Source organism: Achromobacter sp. B7 (assembly GCF_003600685.1).
Taxonomy (GTDB): domain Bacteria; phylum Pseudomonadota; class Gammaproteobacteria; order Burkholderiales; family Burkholderiaceae_B; genus Achromobacter; species Achromobacter spanius_B.
In genome coordinates, this window is the sequence record NZ_CP032084.1 from 4,092,034 (window position 1) to 4,110,228 (window position 18,195).

General features: G+C 63.3%; 18 protein-coding genes and 4 tRNA genes. 9 read left to right on the forward strand and 13 right to left on the reverse strand.

The features are described 5' to 3' along the window. Window positions 1-74 precede the first annotated feature (74 nt). Window positions 75-701 (reverse strand): cysteine dioxygenase, encoded by a 627-nt coding sequence (locus DVB37_RS18380; protein WP_120156393.1) that lies wholly within the window; start codon window positions 699-701, stop codon window positions 75-77. 224 nt (window positions 702-925) lie between these two features. Here DVB37_RS18380 and DVB37_RS18385 point away from each other — a divergent pair, with 224 nt between their 5' ends. The 3 genes from DVB37_RS18385 to DVB37_RS18395 all read left to right on the forward strand — a co-directional run bounded on the left by DVB37_RS18385 (window position 926) and on the right by DVB37_RS18395 (window position 2,921). Beyond that, complete coding sequence (locus DVB37_RS18385) at window positions 926-1,852, forward strand: NAD-dependent deacylase (RefSeq protein WP_120156394.1); 927 nt, start codon at window positions 926-928, stop codon at window positions 1,850-1,852. A 121-nt stretch (window positions 1,853-1,973) separates the two neighbouring features. Next, window positions 1,974-2,573 (forward strand): helix-turn-helix domain-containing protein, encoded by a 600-nt coding sequence (locus DVB37_RS18390; protein ID WP_120157563.1) that lies wholly within the window; start codon window positions 1,974-1,976, stop codon window positions 2,571-2,573. Window positions 2,574-2,669: 96 nt separating this feature from the next. Next, window positions 2,670-2,921, forward strand: a complete 252-nt coding sequence (locus DVB37_RS18395; protein ID WP_205571574.1) for a hypothetical protein — start codon at window positions 2,670-2,672, stop codon at window positions 2,919-2,921. A gap of 60 nt (window positions 2,922-2,981) precedes the next feature. Here DVB37_RS18395 and DVB37_RS18400 read toward each other — a convergent pair whose 3' ends face one another. After that, window positions 2,982-3,866: a LysR family transcriptional regulator gene (locus tag DVB37_RS18400; RefSeq protein ID WP_104144237.1), complete on the reverse strand. Its 885-nt coding sequence runs from the start codon at window positions 3,864-3,866 to the stop codon at window positions 2,982-2,984. Between the two features lie 145 nt (window positions 3,867-4,011). Between DVB37_RS18400 and DVB37_RS18405 the strand changes: the two genes are divergently transcribed. Next, window positions 4,012-4,608: a short chain dehydrogenase gene (locus DVB37_RS18405; protein WP_104144236.1), complete on the forward strand. Its 597-nt coding sequence runs from the start codon at window positions 4,012-4,014 to the stop codon at window positions 4,606-4,608. Window positions 4,609-4,791: 183 nt separating this feature from the next. On the opposite strand, the gene DVB37_RS18410 is transcribed toward DVB37_RS18405, so the two are convergent. Further along, window positions 4,792-4,868 (reverse strand) — tRNA-Arg (locus DVB37_RS18410). Window positions 4,869-5,187: 319 nt separating this feature from the next. On the opposite strand from DVB37_RS18410, the gene DVB37_RS18415 reads away from it, so the two are divergent. Next, the gene (locus tag DVB37_RS18415) at window positions 5,188-5,409 is read left to right on the forward strand and encodes a DUF3079 domain-containing protein (RefSeq protein ID WP_104144235.1); all 222 of its coding nucleotides are present in this window, start codon (window positions 5,188-5,190) and stop codon (window positions 5,407-5,409) included. Window positions 5,410-5,460: 51 nt separating this feature from the next. On the opposite strand, the gene DVB37_RS18420 is transcribed toward DVB37_RS18415, so the two are convergent. Both DVB37_RS18420 and DVB37_RS18425 read right to left on the reverse strand, forming a co-directional pair. Beyond that, window positions 5,461-5,537: transfer RNA gene (locus tag DVB37_RS18420), tRNA-Arg, on the reverse strand. Window positions 5,538-5,719: 182 nt separating this feature from the next. Further along, window positions 5,720-5,796 (reverse strand) — tRNA-Arg (locus tag DVB37_RS18425). A gap of 184 nt (window positions 5,797-5,980) precedes the next feature. Here DVB37_RS18425 and mnmH point away from each other — a divergent pair. Next, window positions 5,981-7,039 carry a tRNA 2-selenouridine(34) synthase MnmH gene (gene mnmH, locus DVB37_RS18430; protein ID WP_120157564.1) on the forward strand — a complete coding sequence of 353 codons (1,059 nt, stop codon included), beginning with the start codon at window positions 5,981-5,983 and terminating at the stop codon, window positions 7,037-7,039. Between the two features lie 140 nt (window positions 7,040-7,179). Here the strand turns inward: mnmH and DVB37_RS18435 are convergent. The 6 genes from DVB37_RS18435 to cysS form a co-directional block, all read right to left on the reverse strand. Then, a tRNA-Ser gene (locus DVB37_RS18435) sits at window positions 7,180-7,272 on the reverse strand. Window positions 7,273-7,361: 89 nt separating this feature from the next. After that, entirely contained in the window at window positions 7,362-8,627 is a 1,266-nt protein-coding gene (locus tag DVB37_RS18440; protein WP_104144234.1) for an aspartate kinase, read from the reverse strand. A gap of 145 nt (window positions 8,628-8,772) precedes the next feature. Further along, on the reverse strand, window positions 8,773-9,975 hold the full coding sequence (gene tilS / locus DVB37_RS18445; RefSeq protein ID WP_240433921.1) for a tRNA lysidine(34) synthetase TilS: 1,203 nt from the start codon (window positions 9,973-9,975) through the stop codon (window positions 8,773-8,775). Window positions 9,976-10,036: 61 nt separating this feature from the next. Beyond that, the gene (locus DVB37_RS18450) at window positions 10,037-11,002 is read right to left on the reverse strand and encodes an acetyl-CoA carboxylase carboxyltransferase subunit alpha (protein ID WP_046804158.1); all 966 of its coding nucleotides are present in this window, start codon (window positions 11,000-11,002) and stop codon (window positions 10,037-10,039) included. 36 nt (window positions 11,003-11,038) lie between these two features. Beyond that, entirely contained in the window at window positions 11,039-11,683 is a 645-nt protein-coding gene (locus tag DVB37_RS18455; protein WP_104144233.1) for a DNA-3-methyladenine glycosylase, read from the reverse strand. A 20-nt stretch (window positions 11,684-11,703) separates the two neighbouring features. Further along, on the reverse strand, window positions 11,704-13,158 hold the full coding sequence (cysS, locus tag DVB37_RS18460; RefSeq protein WP_104144232.1) for a cysteine--tRNA ligase: 1,455 nt from the start codon (window positions 13,156-13,158) through the stop codon (window positions 11,704-11,706). A 268-nt stretch (window positions 13,159-13,426) separates the two neighbouring features. Between cysS and DVB37_RS18465 the strand changes: the two genes are divergently transcribed. The 3 genes from DVB37_RS18465 (at window position 13,427) to DVB37_RS18475 (ending at window position 15,520) form a co-directional block, all read left to right on the forward strand. Beyond that, window positions 13,427-14,110, forward strand: coding sequence for a tetratricopeptide repeat protein (locus DVB37_RS18465; RefSeq protein WP_046804161.1), 684 nt, complete (start codon window positions 13,427-13,429; stop codon window positions 14,108-14,110). A 134-nt stretch (window positions 14,111-14,244) separates the two neighbouring features. After that, window positions 14,245-14,754 (forward strand): peptidylprolyl isomerase, encoded by a 510-nt coding sequence (locus DVB37_RS18470; RefSeq protein ID WP_006225507.1) that lies wholly within the window; start codon window positions 14,245-14,247, stop codon window positions 14,752-14,754. Continuing rightward, window positions 14,747-15,520, forward strand: a complete 774-nt coding sequence (locus DVB37_RS18475; protein WP_120156396.1) for a UDP-2,3-diacylglucosamine diphosphatase — start codon at window positions 14,747-14,749, stop codon at window positions 15,518-15,520. Before DVB37_RS18470 ends, DVB37_RS18475 begins: the two co-directional genes overlap by 8 nt. Window positions 15,521-15,627: 107 nt before the next feature. Here DVB37_RS18475 and DVB37_RS18480 read toward each other — a convergent pair whose 3' ends face one another. Then, window positions 15,628-16,491 carry an undecaprenyl-diphosphate phosphatase gene (locus DVB37_RS18480; RefSeq protein ID WP_046804164.1) on the reverse strand — a complete coding sequence of 288 codons (864 nt, stop codon included), beginning with the start codon at window positions 16,489-16,491 and terminating at the stop codon, window positions 15,628-15,630. Window positions 16,492-16,509: 18 nt separating this feature from the next. Continuing rightward, complete coding sequence (locus tag DVB37_RS18485) at window positions 16,510-18,096, reverse strand: TerC family protein (RefSeq protein WP_046804165.1); 1,587 nt, start codon at window positions 18,094-18,096, stop codon at window positions 16,510-16,512. Window positions 18,097-18,195 lie beyond the last annotated feature (99 nt).

Here is an 18,195-nt window from a genome sequence, read left to right on the forward strand (position 1 = left end):
TATTTCCTAATATTTAGGACGCGAACATAGCACGGGCAGCGGCCGCCGGACAACGTGCGTCACACCCGCCGCGCTCAGGCTTTCAACCCCGGGATGGTGGCGCGCACGGCGGCAGACCGGTCCCAAAGGTTCGGCAGGTTGGCCGAGGAATAGCCGGACACGAAAGGCTTGGGCTGCCCCGTCTGAGGCTCGTAGACATGGCGCGACACCGCGCCGATGTTGCCGCCGTACAGGTGCACGCTGATCGACACCTGGTCCGCGAACGCGTTCGACACGCGGTGGATGTCGCCCTGGGCGGGGTCCAGCCGTTCGATGTCGCCGGGCCGCAGGGTGGTGGGTTCGCCGGCGGTTTCGATGCTGCCGTCTGCGTGGCGCACGTAGCGTTGGTTGATTTCAGCGCCACGCAGCATGCCCACATAGCCCCACACTTCATGGTCGTGCACGGGCGTGGACTGGCCCGGGCCCCACACAAAGCTGACCAGCGAAAAACGTTCCAAGGGGTCGCAGTGCAGCAGATATTGCTGGTAATACTGCGGATGCGGGGCGGTACAGGCCTCGGGCAGCCAGTCATCATGGCGCACCAGATCGGCAAACGCCTCTTGCAGGGCGGGCGTTTGCGCCAGGGAGTCGGCGCCGGCCAGGCGGGTGGCAGTGGCGATAAAGTGGCGAAGCCGGTCCAGACCGGCGGCGGATTCGGGCATTGCGGGTCTCCAGTGCGGGAGGGGAAATCCCAGATGAGAAAAGCAGTATCCATCATTCGGGATGCTTGCGCACGCGCACATTACGGGTACACATTACGGGTGCACATCGCCGGGGCACATCGCGGGTCCCATCTCGGGTGCCCATCACGGGTGCACATCACAGGGCGAGCTTGACAGGCAGGCGCCCCCGCGCGCAGCGTATCGAACTGTCCTGAAGGTTTGAAATGAAAAATACGCATCACGATATTCCGTCTGCCCTGATCGAGGCATTGCGCAACGCGCAGCGCGTCGTTGTATTCACGGGGGCCGGCGTGTCGGCGGAAAGCGGCATCGCGACGTTTCGCGATGCGTTGACCGGATTGTGGTCGCGCTTTGACGCGCAGGCGCTTGCCACGCCGCAAGCGTTTCGCGAGCATCCTGACATCGTGTGGGGCTGGTACGAGTGGCGCCGGGCGCAAGTGCTGCGCGCCGCGCCAAACGCCGCGCACTACGCCATCGCCGCGCTGCAACGCCACGTGCCCGCGCTGACGATCGTCACGCAGAACGTGGACGACCTGCACGAGCGCGCGGGGGCCACCAAAGTGGTGCATCTGCACGGCAGCCTGCACGCCCCACGCTGCTCGGCATGCGGCGCCCCACACGTTGTCGACGACGGCCCGGCAACGGTTAGCTCGGTAATCGGAACGCACGCCGAGGCCCATGCTGAGACCCATGCTGAGACCCGCGCTGGCAGCAATGCCGACACCTACGCCGACACCCACGCCGACACCCACGCCGCCAGCAACGCCGACGAAGGCCGCCGCATTCCGCCGCCCGCCTGCACACAGTGCGGCGCCCCCGTGCGGCCCGGCGTGGTGTGGTTTGGCGAGAGCTTGCCGTCGGACGCCTGGAGCACGGCGTTGCATGCCGCGCAGCAATGCGACCTGCTGTTCAGTATCGGCACGTCGGCGCTGGTGTATCCCGCCGCCGAACTGCCGCAGCGCGCACTGGCCGCCGGCGCCACGGTCGTGCAGGTCAATCCCAACGCCACACCGCTGGACGCGCACGCGCACTGCAATCTGCATGGCGCCGCCGCCGACATCATGCCGCGCGTGCTGGCGGCCGCCTTCGATCAACGCGATGAAGGGTTAAAGGGCGATCACGCACCGTGAACATTTGTGAAGATCTTTACGTCGAAGATCGAGTAGAAACGAACTAGCCACAACAGCCGAGGGGAAACCCCAAATCTCACCGTTTTGTCACCGGGCTACAGTGGCAAAAGTGGCTTTGACCGTGGAGATCATCATCCCATTTTCCTGGAGACTTCCCGACGTGTTCGTGCGTTCATCCGACGGCGCATTGCATCGTGTGGTGCGCCACGCCACGACCACGGAAACCATTGCCAAACTTGAGAGCGTTCCCAGCAATTACCACCTGGATTGCGAGTGCATGCTCGATAACGGCGAGGCAATCTCCTGGATCGGCAATGATCAGTATCGGCAAATCAACGGCGGCGCTATATTCACCGCAGAACCCGATGTCACAACGCCTCGTGGCGAACCCCGCAAAAGCGGTGCCGCCAAGCGCAATGTGCTCGACCCCGACCCGGCAGGCCCGCACCACAGACTGACCGCCGGACACAACCCCCTACCACTAGCTGTCGTCAACTTAAAAACCGGCAACGATTGGAGTCTGATACGCGCGTGGCGCGAGCACCTCAATATCACTACCGCTGATATGGCTGCCCGCCTTGGCGTTGATCATTCCATATACATTGAACTGGAACGGCCACGGCCACGCCCACGGCAGATCGTGCTGGACCGCATCTCCGAGGCGCTGGGCGTGTCACCCGACCAGCTTGATGATTCTTTGTTTGGAGGCCGCCTTCGGTAGTGCCGCAAACGCGCCACACGCGCACGCGTCGCTACACGCAGAAGCGTCCACAAGGCTTTGCCGCCGCAACACCGACGGCCCCTGGAGGTACTGAGTATGCTCGGCACCGCAAGACGATTGACCGATGTGCTTGTCACATCTCCCGACGGCACCCTGTATCGCATCGAACGCTTCGTTGCGGACATGGAGGCATATTCCGCGCTGGGTACCTCGCGCTTCGATCCCAAGACGCACTGCATCTGCCGCACAAGTTCCGGCGAGCAGGTCACGTGGCTGGGGGGCCAGGCGTATCGGATGATCAAGAACGGTATTTCGTTGACCGCGGTGGACCGGCGACGAGGCCGGTAAGAGGCCGGTAAGAGGCCGGCAAAACGCTGACAACAGGCGCCTTGCCTTGGGCGCCGGCCACTATCGTGTGTAGCGTTCGACCAGAAAGTCCACAAAGGTGGTCAGCTTGGGCAGCGCCTGCCTGTCCTTCTGGTACAGCAGCGTAATGGGCCGTGCGGCGGGCCAATACGGTTGCAGGATCGGCACCAGCCGGCCGGCGTGCATATCCTCACGCAGCAACAGCTCGGGCTGCAACACCACGCCAAAGCCCGCCAGCGCGGCCTGACGCAGCGCCTGCCCGTTGTTCGACACGAAGCGGCCGGTGGGGTAGCCGGCCTGGCTGCCGTCGTCTCCCGACAGCTGCCAGCCCGTGCGGCGGCTCCAGTACGAAAAATCCAGGCATTGATGCTGCATCAGGTCGTCTGGCGTGGTGGGCGTGCCATAGCGTTCAAGGTACGCGGGCGCGGCGCAGATCACCATTTGGTAGCGGCCTATTGTGCGCGCGATCAATCCAGAATCGGCCGGCTCGCCGATACGTACCGCCACGTCGTAGCGGGCGGCCACAATGTCTTCCACCATGTCGCTGAGCACCAGCTCGACGCTCACGTCGGGATAGACGGACAGATAGTCGGCAATGGCCGGCGTCAACGCCAGCGAACCGAAGGTCACCGTGGACGTAATGCGCAGATGCCCGCGCGGCGTCAGCCGCAAGGCCTCGGCGCCCTGCTCCGCGTCGCGGATGTCTTCCAGAATGGTCTTGCTGCGCGCGTAATAGGCTTGGCCGGCTTCGGTCAGGCTTTGTCGGCGCGTGGTGCGGTTCAACAGGCGCAGGCCCAATCGCGATTCCAGCGCCTTGACGTGCTTGGCCGCCATGGCCGCCGACATCTCGTGCCGCGCCGCCGCCGCGGTCAGGCTGCCCAACTCAACGACCGCCACGAAGACTTCCATGCTGAGCAAGCGATCCATGAATTACGCACCCGGAGTGTGAAGTGTTTGCACCATGTGCGGATTTTTCCACGGATAGCGAAAAGCGAGAATGCCTCTATGCACTGGCGCGGCGCCAGCGCTTCGCAAATGCTAACCAAACAACGGGCACGGCCCGGAGGCTTCCATGAAAATAATCCTGATCGGCGCAACCGGCACCATCGGCCGCGCGGTTGCCGAAGAACTCGGCCAACGCCACGACATCATCGCCGTGGGCAACACCAGTGGCCAGTACCAAGTGGACATCACGCGCAGCGACAGCATCCGCAACCTGTTCGAACGCGTGGGCAAGGTCGACGCCATTGTCTCGACCACCGGCGCGATGCACTTCGGCCCGCTGGCCGAGATGACGGCCGAACAGTTCAAGATCGGGCTGCACAACAAGCTGCTGGGTCAGGTGGATGTGGCGCTGATCGGGCAACACTACCTGAACGCGGGCGGGTCCATCACGCTGACCAGCGGGATCGTCAGTGACGAACCGATCCGGTATGGCGCGAACGCATCGGCGGTGAACTCGGCCATCGACGGCTTCGTGCGCGGCGCGGCGGTAGAACTGCAAGGGTTGCGGATCAACGCGGTCAGCCCGACGGTGTTGCAGGAATCCATGCAGGCCTACGGGCCGTATTTTCCGGGCTTTGAAGCGGCGCCCGCATCGCGGGTGGCCCTGGCCTATCGCCGCAGCGTGGAAGGCGCGCAGACGGGCCGGGTGATACGGGTATGGTGATGCGGGTCTGGTGATGCGGGTCTGACGATACGGGTCTGACGATCCGCCCCGGACAAAACAAAAGCGGCTTGATGGATGACCATCAAGCCGCTTCGTTTTCTTGCAAGGCCTACGCGCTGTTGCGCTTTGGCGGAACCGCGATTGCGTTGCTTAGCGCATTGCCATCACGTGTTCGATATAGGTTGGTGCGCCCGGCAGGATTCGAACCTACGACCCCCTGGTTCGTAGCCAGGTACTCTATCCAGCTGAGCTACGGGCGCCCCGAAAGAGGCGTGTTTATAACATGGAAAAACCACATCGTGCAAATCGGTGCGGGAAAATGCACTTGGTGTCAGGCACGGCTGCGCCCTTGTCGGCTTCATCACCTTTGCTTCATCACCTTTGCTTCATCACCTTTGCTTCATCACGTTTGCTTCATCACGTTTGCTTCATCACGTTTGCTTCATGCCCTGGGCTTCATCATCGTTTGCTTCAAGTCAAGGAACGCGGTGCGGGCCGCGCAGTACGCTGAAATTTCAGCCGCCTGCCATGGCAGGCCGCGAGCATCTGCGCGACAGCGATTCCCTGATGAGGCACAGCATGGCTAAGAAATTTCCGATGCATCCCAAGCGCCCCGAACGGGTCTGCTGGGGCTGCGATCAATACTGCGCATCCGACGCCATGAAATGCGGCAACGGTTCCGACCGCACGATGCACCCGGCCGAACTGCTGGGCGACGATTGGGCAAGCGTTGGGAACTGGGGCTTTGAAGACGAAAACAAAGAAGCGTCCGCGCAAAACAAAAAGGCCTTCGATCAATGATCAAAGGCCTTTCCATTTTCTTTGTTCGGCGTTTCAGTGTGACGTGAAACTTGGTGCGCCCGGCAGGATTCGAACCTACGACCCCCTGGTTCGTAGCCAGGTACTCTATCCAGCTGAGCTACGGGCGCTCCGACAAAGAGGCGAAATTATATCAGAACAATTTCACCATTTTTACTGCTTTTGCCTTTTTTCCTAAGTTTTTTTTGAGTTTTTTTTGAAGTTTTTTTCGCAAGTTCTTTTGCCGAATTTCGCGAAACGAATCCGCTACGTTCTACAAACCACCCTACAAAAAAAACCACTCTAGAAAACTTGGTGCGCCCGGCAGGATTCGAACCTACGACCCCCTGGTTCGTAGCCAGGTACTCTATCCAGCTGAGCTACGGGCGCGTCAAAAAGCAAGCCTTGAATAATAGCGTTGTTTCAGAAAACGTGCAAGTCGGGGCGTTGGAATATCGCATGGCGGCGCGGGTCGGATACGGCAGCCATTGCCATCGCAATCGTGAACCCACGCCGCCAGAAAGCACTATCCTAGTGGCCGCTTCCATTGCCCCCTTATCTCTTGGCCGTCATCGTGAAACACCTGCTGGTAAGTCTGGACAAGCTGCACGACTTCGATGAAATCATCGACGTACGCTCGCCGCTTGAATACGCCGACGATCACATCCCGGGCGCTATCAACGCGCCCGTGCTCAGTAATGAAGAACGCGTACAGGTCGGCACGCTGTACCGCCAGGCGTCGCCGTTCGAAGCGTCCCGACTGGGCGCCGCGCTGGTCGCCCGCAACATCGCCCAGCATCTGGAAACGCGCTTCGCCGACCGGCCGCAAGGCTGGCGCCCGCTGATCTATTGCTGGCGCGGCGGCAAGCGGTCCGGCTCCATGACGCTGATGTTCAACATGATCGGCTGGCGCGCGCGGCAGCTGGACGGCGGCTACAAAAGCTATCGCAGTGCCACGCTGCAAGCGCTGGCGACCTTGCCGGCGGCCTTGCAGTGCGTGGTGCTGGTCGGCCCCACCGGCAGCGGCAAGACGCGCTTGCTGAACGCACTGGCGCAAGCCGGCGCGCAGACGCTGGACCTGGAACAACTGGCCTCGCACCGGGGCTCGTTGCTGGGCGCCCTGCCCGGCGTGGCGCAGCCTTCGCAAAAGCACTTCGACACGCTGCTTGCCGCACGCCTTCGCGCGCTGGACGCATCACAACCCGTGTTCGTTGAAGCCGAGAGCCGCAAGATAGGCGCCGTCGAGTTGCCGCCCGCCTTGCTGCGAGCCATGCATGAAGGCGTATGCGTCAACGTGGCGTCCACGCGCGAAGACCGCGCCGCGTTCCTTCAACAGGACTACGCGCAGCTATTCGAAAACCCGGAATGGTTGAAAGCCCAGCTGCAACGCATGCTGGGCCTGCACAGCCGCGAAGTAATCCAGGGCTGGCAGCAGATGGTGGACGACGGCCGCCGCATCGATCTGGCGCGCGAGCTCATCGACCGCCATTACGACCCCGCCTACGCCCGCAGCAGCCACGCGCAATACCAGCGCCTGTCGCAAGCGTTGCCGATGCCGTTCAGGCCGAACGATGCGGATGTCGTGGAGCAGGCGCACGGTTTGCTATCCGCGCTGGAATGCAAAACGCGCTGATGAAAAAACGCTGATGAAAAAAGCGCCGACGACCAATACCCCCACGAACGACACGCGCCAATGAAAAAAACCCGCAATCGATTTCGCGATTGCGGGTTTTTTAATTCAGCGCTGGTTGTTTAGGACCAGCGCCGAAGATCTGGCGGAGACGGTGGGATTCGAACCCACGATGCAGTTTTTAGCCACATACTCCCTTAGCAGGGGAGCCCCTTCAGCCTCTCGGGCACGTCTCCGAAAAGAGAACGAGATTCTAGCACGAATTTTTTGATGCTTGCCCGCAAACGGGGCCATCAATCAAAAAAAACGTGCCGATCCGCTGCCTTTATTCCTTGGCGGCGGGCGCCTGGTCCAGGCCAAAGGCCTTGTGCAGCGCGCGCACGCCCAATTCCATGTACTTGTCGTCGATGATGACCGACGTCTTGATTTCGCTGGTGCTGATCATCTGGATGTTGATGCCTTCTTGCGAAAGCGTCTGGAACATCAGGCTGGCCACGCCCACGTGCGAACGCATGCCGATGCCGACGATGGAGACCTTGGCGACCTTCTCGTCGGTGGACAGTTCACGCGCGCCCACGGCGGGGATGACTTCGCGCTTGAGCAGGTCGACGGCACGCGCGAATTCGTTGCGATTCACGGTGAACGAGAAGTCGGTCGTGCCAGCCACGGACTGGTTCTGCACGATCATGTCGACATCGATGTTGGCGGCAGCGACAGGGCCCAGGATGGAGAAAGCGATACCCGGTTTGTCGGGCACCGCCAGCAAGGTGATTTTGGCTTCGTCGCGGCTGAAGGCGATGCCGGAGACAACGGCGGCTTCCATTTTTTCGTCTTCCTCAAAAGTAATCAGCGTGCCCGAGACCATTTCTTCGTCGAGCGGAATGAGCGGGTCGGTCAGCGAGGACAGGACCCGGACCGGAACACGGTATTTGCCGGCGAATTCCACCGAGCGGATTTGCAGCACCTTGGAGCCCAGCGAGGCCATTTCCAGCATTTCCTCGAAGGAAACGACGGCCATACGGCGCGCTTCAGGCACCACGCGCGGATCGGTCGTGTAGACGCCGTCCACGTCGGTGTAGATCAGGCATTCGTCGGCCTTGATGGCGGCGGCCACGGCCACGGCCGAGGTATCCGAACCACCACGGCCCAGCGTCGTGATGTGGCCTTCGGGGTCGATGCCCTGGAAGCCGGTCACGATCACCACGCGGCCTGCGTCGAGGTCGCCGCGGATGCGGGCGTCGTCGATCGAGCTGATGCGCGCCTTGGTGAAGGACGAATCCGTGCGCACGGGCACTTGCCAACCCGCATAACTGCGCGCCGGCACGCCTTCGGCCTGCAACGCAATGGCCAGCAAACCGCTGCTGGCCTGCTCGCCGGTGGCGGCGATCATATCGAGTTCGCGGCTATCGGGCTGCGGCGAAATTTCGCGCGCCAGACCCAGCAGGCGATTCGTTTCGCCCGCCATTGCCGACGGCACTACAACAACCTGGTGGCCGGCGGCGTGCCACTTCGCGACGCGACGCGCCACGTTCCGAATGCGCTCGACCGAGCCCATCGAAGTACCGCCATATTTATGAACGATCAGGGACATCTCGTACTCTGGCTGGAAACCCGCCGCAAAGTGGTGACGGGCAAAACCATATATTCTAGCGCGGCGGTAAAAATTTGCTCAGTTTGAGGAAATTTATGTTCATTGCGCGGCTATTTTTCCGTGGATTCTTCCCAGAAACCGGGATTTATTCCTGCGCTTCGATCCACACGCGCCCGCGATGGCAGCGCACGACGTGGCCGGGTTGCCGCACCCGCAGTTGACGGTCGTGCCCCAGGCTGTGCAGTTCACGTAGCTGGCGCAGCAGGTCGCGCAGGCGCGCGTCCGTGGGCATGCGCGCACCGTTTTGTTGCAACCAGAAGCGCAGCACCTGCGACTGGCGCGGCGGGGACAATTCGCGCCACGCCTTCAGTGAAAAGCTGGCGCCGTCGGGGCCGGGGTCCAGACGGGCAAAATCTTCGCGCGCGACTTCATCCAGGATCTGCGCCGCTTCGGCCATGTGCGCGGCATGCCGCGCCACGATGGCACGCCAGCCGGGCCAGCGCTTGTCCAGCACGGGCGCCAGCAGTTCGCGCACGGCGGCGCGGGTGTAGCGGGGATCGGCGTTGGTGGGGTCTTGTACGGGTTGCCAGCCGCACGCGTGCCGCACGGCGTCGGCGGCCAGCAGGATCGTCGCGCGGTCCTGCGCAAGCCAGGGGCGCACATAGGTGATGCGGTCGCGTTGCGAGACCGGTGACATCGCGGCCATGCCCAGCAGGCCGGTGCCGCGCAGCAGCCGCAGCAAAACGGTTTCCGCCTGATCGTTGCGGTGATGCGCCAGCAATACGTGAGTCGCGCCTTCTGCCTGTGCCAACCGCGCCAGCGCGGCATAGCGGGCATCGCGCGCGGCGGCCTCGATGCCCTTGCCCGCCGCTTGCTCGACCTGCACGCGCGCTTCCTGCACCGGCAGGCCCAGCAATGCGCCCAGCGCATGGACTTGCCTGCCCCATTCATCGGCCGCGTCCTGCAAGCCGTGATGCACGTGCAATAGCGACAGGCCGATGCCAAGATCATGCGCAACGGCCGCCGCGTGCACGGCGAGCATGGCCGAGTCGGCGCCCCCGCTCAACGCGACAGCAAGCCGTGCGGGACGGGCGGGCAGCGCCTGCAAGGCGTCTCGCAACGCCACCGTCAGCGCCGGCGATGTCGGCAGCGCAACCGTTGACGCCGGTCGCCCTGCGGCCGACACCGACGCCGTGGCCGGCAACACCGTCTGCCCGGCTGTCGACACCGAAGACGCAGCGGATGGCGCCGCCCCCTTTTCCGTCGACACCGACGGCGCTGCGGACGCGCAATGCGACACGCCCGACTCGGCCTGGTCGGGCGTGTCGGGCGTGGGGTGCGCATTCATGATTTGGAGCGCGGGCAGCGCGGCCGTGGCGCCGGCGTACCAGCCGGCGCCTTTGCCAGGGCTACGCGCGCACTTCCGTATAAGCGCCGTAGGACAGCAGGCGTTGCACACGCTGCTCTACGAGCTGTTCGGGCGTCATGCCTTGCAGTTGGCGCAGGGCATCGGCCAATGCGCGGCGCAGCAAGCGCGCCATGACGCGCGGGTCGCGATGGGCGCCGCCCACGGGTTCGTTGACGACGCGGTCAACCAGACCCAGGTCTTTCAGGCGCGGCGCGATGATGGCCAGGGCTTCGGCGGCATCGGGCGCCTTGTCGGCGCTGCGCCACAGGATCGACGCGCAGCCTTCGGGTGAAATCACGGCGTAGGTGGCGTATTGCAGCATCAGCACGGCATTGCCCACGGCAATGGCCAGCGCGCCGCCGGAACCGCCTTCGCCGATGATCGTGCAGATCACGGGCACTTTCAGTTCGGCCATGGCGTACAGGTTGTGGCCGATGGCTTCGGACTGGCCGCGTTCTTCGGCGCCGATGCCCGGGTATGCGCCGGGGGTGTCCACGAAGGTGAACACGGGAACGCCGAACTTTTCAGCCAGGCGCATCAGGCGCAGGGCCTTGCGATAGCCTTCCGGACGCGGCATGCCGAAGTTGCGGGCGGCGCGTTCTTTAGTGTCGCGGCCCTTTTGATGGCCGATGACCATGCAGGGCGTGCCATTGAAGCGCGCCAGGCCGCCGATGATGGACTGGTCGTCGGCGTACATGCGGTCGCCGTGCAGTTCATGGAAGTCGGTGAACATTTCGCGCACGTAGTCCAGCGTGTAGGGACGCTGGGGGTGGCGGGCGACAAGCGCCGTCTGCCACGGCGTGAGCTTGGCGTAGATCTCCTTGGCCAAGGTCTGGCTTTTTTGCTGAAGACGCCCGATCTCGTCGGAGATGTCTACCGCAGAATCGGCCTGCACATAGCGCAGCTGCTCGATCTTGTTTTCAAGTTCGGCCAGCGGCTGTTCAAATTCCAGAAATGTATTGCGCATGTAGTGTGGTTCCGTAGATGGGCTGCCTGGTGTGCATCAGTATTGAACCGGTGTCGGTTCCAGACTGCGCCATAGATACCAGGTCGCCACGGTACGCCAGGGCTGCCACGCCAGCGAGACTTCGCGAGCCTCGAAGCGCGAGACAGGCTCGCCACTGAAATAGTGAAGCGAGATTGCCTTGAGCAACCCTGGATCATCCAGCGGCAGGACGTCAGGCCGCTGTAGATTGAAAATCAAAAACATCTCCGCCGTCCAGCGCCCAATGCCCCGGATGGCGACCAATTCAGAAATAACCGCTTCGTCGTCCATGGCCGCCCACTTTTCAGGGTGGACGCGGCGTTCGCCGAAGTGCACGGCAAGGTCCAGCACGTACTCGGCCTTGCGCTGGGACAAGCCGGCGCGGCGCAGGCCATCGACGCCTACGCGCAGCACGGCCACGGGCGTGGGGCGCTTGCCGACGGCTTCGATGAATTTGGTCCAGGCGGCGTCGGCCGCCTTGGTGGACACCTGCTGCCCGATGATGGCGCGCGCCAGCGTCACGAACGGCGTGCCGCGCGACGTGAGCCACACTTCGGGATGCTGCGGGATGACTTTTTTCAGGATGCGGTCGCGCCGCATCAGATGGGCGACGGCCGCTTCCCAATAGTCAGGCTTGGGAATGTCGAGATCGGCGGTGGACATATCAGGCGTATCCACTGGGCTCAGGCCCGCCGCCATTGCGTCAAGCCACCCGGCTTGTCGTCAAGTTCGATACCGGCCTCGCGCAGTTCGGCGCGGATGCGGTCGGCCTCGGCGAAATTACGGGCGGCCTTGGCGGCGGCGCGCGCATCGATCAGCGATTGGATAGCGGCCGCGTCCAGCGTGGCGCGCGGGCCCTGTTCGATGGCGGCGGCCGAATAGCGCGTGGGCGACTGGAAGTACGTTGCCGGGTCCTGCTGCAACAACCCCAGCAACGACGCCAGCGCCTTCAACTGGCCGGCGCTGCGCGCGTTTTTGTCGCGGTTGGCCTCGGTGGCCAGTTCAAACAGGGCCGCCACGGCGCCCGAGCTGTTGAAGTCATCGTCCATGGCCGCCTTGAAGGCCTGGGCCTGCGGCTCGTTCCAGTCGATGCCCTGGTCGTCGGCCGGCACGTTCTGCAAGGCCTGGTACAGGCGGTCCAGTGCGTTTTGCGCGTCGATCAGGTTGTCGGGGGTGTAGTTCTGCGAGCTGCGATAGTGGTTGCGCACAATGAAGAAGCGCACCATTTCGGCTTCGCGCGGGTTGACGCGGTAGTCGGCGTCGTCCGCCGCCGGGTCGCCCAACGCCACGGTCTGGCGGATGGTGCGGAAGTTGCCCAACGATTTGGACATCTTGTCAGAATCCACCATCAGCGGGCCGCAGTGCATCCAGATGTTGGCCAGCGTGCCGCCGAACGCGCCTTCGGTCTGCGCGATTTCGTTTTCGTGGTGCGGGAATTTCAGGTCGGGACCGCCGCCGTGGATATCCAGCGGCAGGCCCAGCAAGGATTGGCTCATGGCCGAGCATTCGATGTGCCAACCGGGGCGGCCCATGCCGTAGGGCGATTCCCATTTGGTGTCGGCGGGTTCGTCGGCCTTGGCCGACTTCCACAGCACGAAGTCCAGGGGGTCGCGCTTGGCCGAGCCGACCGCCACGCGTTCGCCGGCGCGCAGGTCGTCCAGCGTCTTGCCGGACAGCTTGCCGTAACCGGCAAAGCCACGCACGGCGTAGTTGACGTCGCCGTCGTCGGCCTGGTAGGCCAGGCCGTTCTGCTCCAGCTTGCCGATGATGTCCAGCATGTCGCCCACGTATTGCGTGGCGCGCGGCTCGCGGTCGGGCGATTGAACACCCAGCGCGCGCTCGTCGGCATGCATGGCGGCAATATAGAACTCGGTCACCTCGCCGATGCGGCGGCCGGTTTCCACGGCGCGACGGATGATCTTGTCATCGATGTCGGTGATATTGCGCACGTAGTTCACGGCCAGGCCGCTGGCGCGCAGCCAACGCTGCACGACGTCAAACGACACCAGCATGCGGGCATGGCCCAGATGGCAGAAGTCGTACACGGTCATGCCACACACGTACATGCGCACCTGACCAGCCTGGGCCGGTTTGAACGGTTCTTTGGTACGCGATAACGTGTTGTAGATTTGCAGCATGGCGCTTATGTATTGGTCTGATTGCTTTCCGCGGCGAAATCGGAAAAAGTTGCTGGGGCGGGACGATACCGCCGGTATCACCGGTACCGCTGATACCCCCGGTACCGTGCGTCCTGCCGGGGGGCTCCAGCTCGACATCTCTGTTCCAGCTCAAGCTCTTGCCGAAACAAAAACGCAACCGGGGCTAAAATGGCGGTCGTCAAGTATAGCAAGCGGCCCGGTCGCACGCGTAAGTGCTGCCCGGCCACGACTTTTAACGGATACCCACGTGACTATCAAGCCGCGTTTTTGTGTCGCCCTGCTCGCGCTGGCCTTTGCCGGCGCGCCGGCCGGTAGCGCCCTTGCCCAGTCGATGGCCGGCGGCGGTGGGGCCAGCCCCAACGCCACGCGCACCACCCTGGACCCCATCCCCCCCGAAGGCGGCTGGGACAGTCTGGCCAAACTGCTGGAAGCGGCCAAGCCCGGTGTCGACACGCGCTTGACGCCGTCGCCCTCACAGATCACCAACCGCATCGAAATGCTGCTGAACCGCGGCGATAACGAAGAAGCGTTGGCGATGATCGAAAAGCGCGAGGCCGAAATCAAGGACCAACGCGGCACCGATGTGCAGCTGATGTTCCAGCACGCGCGTGCACTGGCCGCCCTGAACCGCACGGGCGAAGCCATCGACATCTACACCGACATGACCACGCGTTTCCCCGAGTTGCCGGAACCTTGGAACAACCTGGCCGCTCTATATGCCAGCCGCGGTGAACTTGAAAAAGCGCAAGACGCCCTCCAAATGGCACTACGCGCTGACCCCGGCTACGCCGCCGCCCGAGCCAACCTGGGCGATCTGCAACTTCTACAGGCCCTGCGCACTTACAAGAAGGCCGCCAGCGATGGCGTGCCCGGCATGCAGGAGAAGGCCCGTGAAGTCGAAACCATGCTGAAGGATAAACAAGGCAAATGATGTCCCGTTACTCACCCTTCCACCTGCTGCGCCTGACGGCGTGCTCGTTCGCGCTGGCCGCATTTGCCCCAGCGCTTGTCAGCGCCGCCCCAGCGGCCTCCACCACCACCACTACTTCTGAAGGCACAAAAGCCATGAGCACCAACCCGCGCGTCAAGCTTGTTACGAACCAAGGCGATATGGTCATCACCCTGGATGCCGCCAAGGCGCCCAAGACCGTCGAAAATTTCCTGACCTACGTCAAGGAAGGCTTCTACAACGGCACGGTGTTTCACCGCGTGATCGACGGTTTCATGATCCAGGGCGGCGGCTTCGAACCCGGCATGAAGCAAAAGCAAACGCATGCCCCGATCGAAAACGAAGCCAACAACGGTTTGAAGAACGACAAGTACACCCTGGCGATGGCCCGCACCAGCGACCCGCACTCGGCCACCGCGCAGTTCTTCATCAACGTGTCCAACAATGATTTCCTGAACTTCACGTCGCCCACGCCGAACGGCTGGGGCTACGCCGTGTTCGGCACCATCACCGAAGGCACCGACGTGGTCGAAAAGATCAAGGGCGTGAAGACCGGCAACAAGGGCTTCCACCAGAACGTGCCCAACGAAGACGTGATCATCGAGAAGGCCGAGATTCTTGAATAAGATTGCCCTGCCCGGCCCGATCTGGCTGGCGTCCGACCTGCACTTGGGGCCGGCCACGCCGGCCACCTCCGAGGCATTCCTGGCGTTTCTGGAGGCCGCGCGGCAGGAAGCTGCCGCGTTGCTGCTGCCGGGCGACATCTTTGACGCCTGGATCGGCGATGACGTGATCCGCGCCGCGCCGCCGTGGCTTGCCACGGTGCTGACGGCGCTGCGCGACACCAGCGCACGCATTCCGGTATGGCTGGGGCGCGGCAACCGCGACTTCCTCATCGGGGAAGAATTGGCGACGGCGGTGGGCGCCAAGCTCTTGCCCGAGCCCGCCCTGCTGCAAACGGATGCCGGCCCGGTGCTGCTGACGCACGGCGACGAGTTCTGTACGGACGACGCCGCGTATCAGCAGTTCCGCAAGATGGTCCGCAATCCGCAGTGGCAGGCCGAGTTCCTGGCCAAGACCATCCCCGAGCGCCTGGCGATGGCGCAGCAGGCTCGCGGCGAAAGCCAGGCAGCCAACCAGACGAAGTCCATGGAAATCATGGACGTCAATGGCGCCGCCATCGAGGCGATCTTCCGCGACAGCGGCGTGCCCGTACTGGTCCATGGCCACACGCATCGCCCGGCGCGTCACGTGCTGGACGTGGACGGCAAGAAGCGTGAACGCTGGGTGCTGCCCGACTGGGATTGCGACCACGTGTCGCCCCCGCGCGGTGGCTGGCTGATCATCGATAGCGATGGGCTGACGTTCTACGACCTGGAAACGGAATCGTAAGAGTAAGACTCAGGACAAAGCCGAACGCTGTGCAATGCCGGCAACGGCCGCACCATGAAAATGGCCTCGCAACCGCGAGGCCATTTTTTATGCGCGACTGAAAGGGACTAGCGCGTGAAGATCCACGCGGCGACCACCGCGCCGAACACGATGCGATACCAGGCAAACACGCGGTACGTATGGTTGGCCACAAAGCGCAGCACCGCGCGCACCACCACCATCGCGCTCAGGAACGCCGCGATGAAGCCCACGGCGATGCCGGACAGGTCGTGCTGGGTCAGCAGGCCGAAGTTCTTGTACATATCGAAAACGGCCGCGCCCAGCATGGTGGGCATGGCCAGGAAGAACGAGAATTCCGTGGCCGTCTTGCGCTGGATGCCGGCGATCATGCCGCCGATGATGGTGGCGCCCGACCGCGACGTGCCCGGGATCATGGCAAAGCACTGCGCCACGCCCACGCCCAGCGCCTGCTTCCAGGTGATCTGTTCCAGCGTATGCGCCGATGCCCGTTCGTCGGACGCCGTGTCGTCGGCGGCGCCCGGCGCGTCGCCCGGCGTGTGATGCGTTCGGCGTTCCACGTACAGCATGATCAGGCCGCCCACCACCAGCGTCACCACCACCACGCCGGGGTGATAGAACACCGACTTGATGGTCTTGATGAAGATGGCGCCGATGACCGCGGCGGGCAGAAACGCGATGATCAGGTTGCGGGTGAAGGCCACCTCGCTGGCCACGCCCGTCAAGGTGCCCCGGATCAGCTGCATCAGCCGCGCGCGGAACACCCACATCACCGCCAGGATCGAGCCCAGCTGGATGACCACTTCGAACACCTTGCCATCGCCGGACTGAAAGTTGATCCAGTCGCCCACCAGGATCAGGTGGCCGGTGCTGGACACGGGGATGAACTCGGTCAGGCCTTCAAGAATGCCAAGAATGAAGGCCTTGATCAGATAGAGCGCGTTGTCAGTCACGATAGGTAGGGGTTCCGGTTAATCGTTGGCCAGCGGGGCTTCGTCCGACAGCATTTCCTGTGGCCGCTTTTCAACGCGCACCAGCGCGATCCGGCGGCCGTCCATTTCCAGCACCTCGAAGCGGAAGCGCTGGTGATGGGCTTCGTGTTCGCAGACATCGCCGGGCTTGGGCAGGTGGCCAAAGCGTGACAGCAGGTAGCCTGCAAGGGTGGAAAAGTCTTGGGCCTCGTCGACCAGCCCTTCGGTTTCCAGCACCTGTTCGACGTGGTGCAGGTCGGCCGCGCCGTCGATCTTCCAGGTGTTGTCGCCGTCGGCCACGATGTCGGGCAGTTCGTCTTCGTCGGGGAATTCACCGGCGATGGCCTCGAACACGTCGATGGGGGTAACCAGCCCTTCGATGGCGCCGAATTCATCGGCCACCAGCACCAGCTGCCCGCGCGAACGCTTCAGCGTGTCCATCAACCGCAGGATGCCGATCGACTCGTGCACGATGATGGGATCGCGCAGCCGGTTGCGGCGCACGCGGCCTTCGGTGATCAGGTCGGCGACCAGGTCCTTGGCCCGCGCGATGCCCAGCACTTCGTCCAGCGACCCCCGGCACACCGGGAAAAAGCTGTGCGGCGCCTCGGTCAACTGGCGGCGGATCAGTTCCGGGTCGTCGTCGATATTGACCCAGGACACATCCGTGCGCGGCGTCATGATCGACCGGATGGAACGTTCGGCCAGCGTCAGCACGCCGCTGACCATGTTGCGTTCTTCCACGCCGAACGCCGGGATGGCCGGGCCGTCGGCATTGGGCAGGTCGGCTTCGTCGCTGGTGGGCGGGCGCTTGCCCAGCATGCGCAGCACGGCCGACGCGGTACGTTCGCGCATCGGGCGGCGGGCGTCCAGCTTGAGCAGGTTGCGGCGCGCCACCTGGTTCAGCGCTTCGATGGCTACCGAGAAACCAATGGCCGCATACAGGTAGCCCTTGGGCACCTTGAAGCCAAAGGCTTCGGCCAGCAGCGAAAAGCCGATCATCAGCAAGAAGCCCAGGCACAGGACCACCACGGTCGGGTGCGCGTTGACGAACCGCGTCAGCGGCTTGGAGGCCAGCAGCATGATGCCGATGGCAATGACCACGGCGATCATCATGATGGCAAGGTGATCCACCATGCCCACGGCCGTGATGACCGAGTCCAGCGAGAACACCGCGTCCAGCACCACGATCTGCGTAACGATCACCCAGAAGCTGGCGTAAACGCGCGGCCCGGAGGACCCCGCGTGCTGGCCGCCTTCCAGGCGCTCGTGCAGTTCCATCGTGCCTTTGAATAGCAGGAACAGGCCGCCCACCATCAGGATCAGGTCGCGCCCCGAAGGCGACACCGGACCGACTGTGAACAAAGGGGTGGTCAAGGTGACCAGCCACGACATGACGGACAGCAGGCCAAGCCGCATGATCAGGGCCAGGCTCAACCCCATGATGCGCGCGCGGTCGCGTTGCGCAGGGGGCAGCTTGTCCGCCAGGATGGCGATGAAAATCAGGTTATCAATGCCCAGGACGATCTCAAGGACGACCAGGGTAAGCAAGCCGACCCACGCTGCGGGGTCTAGCAGCCACTCCATCAGGAGCTCCAGAAGTTACACGACCGGTAATCGTACATGGAAAATTCGTGACATGCCGGTGACACGCGGCCCTCCGTTTGCCTGATGGCCAATGGTTTT